The organism is Anaerococcus sp. (assembly GCF_022770135.1).
Lineage (GTDB): Bacteria > Bacillota > Clostridia > Tissierellales > Peptoniphilaceae > Anaerococcus.
Window position 1 is genome coordinate 1 of the sequence record NZ_JALEIL010000096.1, and the last position, 2,048, is coordinate 2,048.

General features: G+C 38.2%; 2 protein-coding genes. Both read left to right on the forward strand.

Annotation, left to right across the window (positions count from 1 at the left end; translation table 11 throughout):
* Positions 1 to 459, forward strand: a 459-nt coding sequence (locus tag MRZ08_RS04520; protein ID WP_297379787.1) for a chromate transporter, incomplete at its 5' end; no start/stop codon positions are given.
* Between the two features lie 96 nt (positions 460 to 555).
* Positions 556 to 1,830 carry a nickel-dependent lactate racemase gene (larA, locus tag MRZ08_RS04525; protein WP_297379790.1) on the forward strand — a complete coding sequence of 425 codons (1,275 nt, stop codon included), beginning with the start codon at positions 556 to 558 and terminating at the stop codon, positions 1,828 to 1,830.
* Positions 1,831 to 2,048 lie beyond the last annotated feature (218 nt).

Here is a 2,048-nt window from a genome sequence, read left to right on the forward strand (position 1 = left end):
GTCGGGGCAAATTCTTGGCTTAGTCTTTCGGAGTTTAACGACCTTATCACCATAAGCCAGATGACACCAGGGCCTATTGCTATAAACTCTGCGACCTTCGTTGGAGTTAGGGTGGCGGGTCTTCCAGGAGGACTTGTAGCGACCTTAGGTTGTGTGACGCCTTCGGCGATAATTGTTGGAATTTTGGCCTATTTTTACAAAAAATACAAGGACTTGGATTCTATTTCCAATGTCTTATATTTCTTAAGGCCTGCCATAATTTCTATGATTTTGATAGCTGGTGTAGATATACTAATGACTGCCTTATTTGATACAAGAGCAATTGCTTTAATGAATCTAGACTATAAGATGCTAGGGCTTTTCCTACTTACCTTAATATTGATGCTCAAAAAGGATATAGATCCAATTAAACTAATGCTTGCATCAGGAGCCATCTATCTTCTTATAAGTTTGATATAAAACAGGGGACTTGATAAAAAATTTGCATATCGAGTCCTAATTATATATAATAAAAGAAAAGCTTTTCATGAAGAGAAGTAAACAAAAGGAGTTTTTATGAAAATCAAATTACCTTATGGCAAAACATTCCAAGAAACAGAAATTGACGATTCAAGAATCCAAGGGATCTTGACATCACATCTAGAAGAATATCAACCAGAAGAGGACCAACTTACAATTGTAAAAAATGCTATGGCAAACCCAATCGAATCAAAGAAACTGAAAGAGCTTGCTGTCGGTAAGGATAAGGTTGTCATCCTTATAAGCGATCACACAAGACCAGTTCCAAGCAAATACATACTTCCCCTAATGCTTGCTGAAATCAGAGAGGGAAACCCAGATGCGGACATAACCCTCCTAGTAGCTACAGGTTGCCATAGAAATTCTAAGAAGGAAGAATTGATATTTAAACTAGGCGAAGAGATTTATAATAATGAAAAAATCTACATCCACGACTGTGATGATGAAGACATGCTCGTAACCTTAGACGAAAAGCTTCCTTCAGGTGGAGATATAGTAGTAAACAAACTAGCTGCTGAAGCAGACCTTCTAGTAGCAGAAGGCTTTATCGAGCCACACTTTTTCGCAGGATTTTCAGGAGGAAGAAAGTCAGTTTTCCCTGGATGCTGTTCTAGAAAGGCTGTAATGTACAATCACAACTCAGAATTTATCGACAGCCAATACTCAAGAACAGGAAATCTCGAAAACAACCCAATCCACAAGGACATGGTTGCAGCAGCCAGAGCCCTAGGACTTTGCTATGTAGTTAATGTTGTAATCAATTCAGAAAAGAAAGTAATCCACGCGGTAGCAGGAGATCTAGAGAAGGCTCATGAGGCTGGAACAGATTGGCTAAAAGATAAGGCAGGAGTTGAAAGAAAAGAAGCGGACATTGCCATTACATCAAACGGCGGCTACCCACTTGACCAGAACATCTACCAAACAGTTAAGTCTATGACAGCAGCAGAAGCGACTCTTAAAGATGACGGAGTAATCATAGTTTGCTCTGAATCAGGAGATGGTACTGGAGGAGATGCCTTCCACAATGCTTTCCTAGAAGAAAGAGACATAGAAAAGCTATACAAAGGCTTCCTAGATACACCAAAAATCGAAACAATACCAGACCAATGGGAATCACAAATCCTATGTAGGATTCTCCTAAAGGCAAAGGCAGTAATTTACGTATCAGATTACGATTCTAAAATCCTAGAAGACTTCCACTTCATCCCTGTCAAAACTCTAGACGAAGCAATGGAAAAAGCAGATGAATTAATGGGCAAAGACAGCACAGTTACAGTTATACCAGATGGTATTGCAGTTATAGTAAAATAAAATTTGAGCCGGCTTAGTCCGGCTTTTCTTGTGGAGATTTTGATATATATAAGATTGTCTTTATATAAATTACCAAGCATTAGATCCTAGAAAATTAAAAATAATTTAACTTATAGTATAGTAATCCAAAGAGTAAAGATAAAAGGAGATTTTATGCAAAAAAAGTGGTGGCAGAAGGAAATTGTTTATCAGATTTATCCTAGGTCCTTCAAGGACTC

Coding starts and splice junctions, on each gene's coding strand:
- larA (WP_297379790.1), top strand. CDS start 556: ATGAAAATCAAATTACCTTATGGCAAAACATTCCAAGAAACAGAAATT.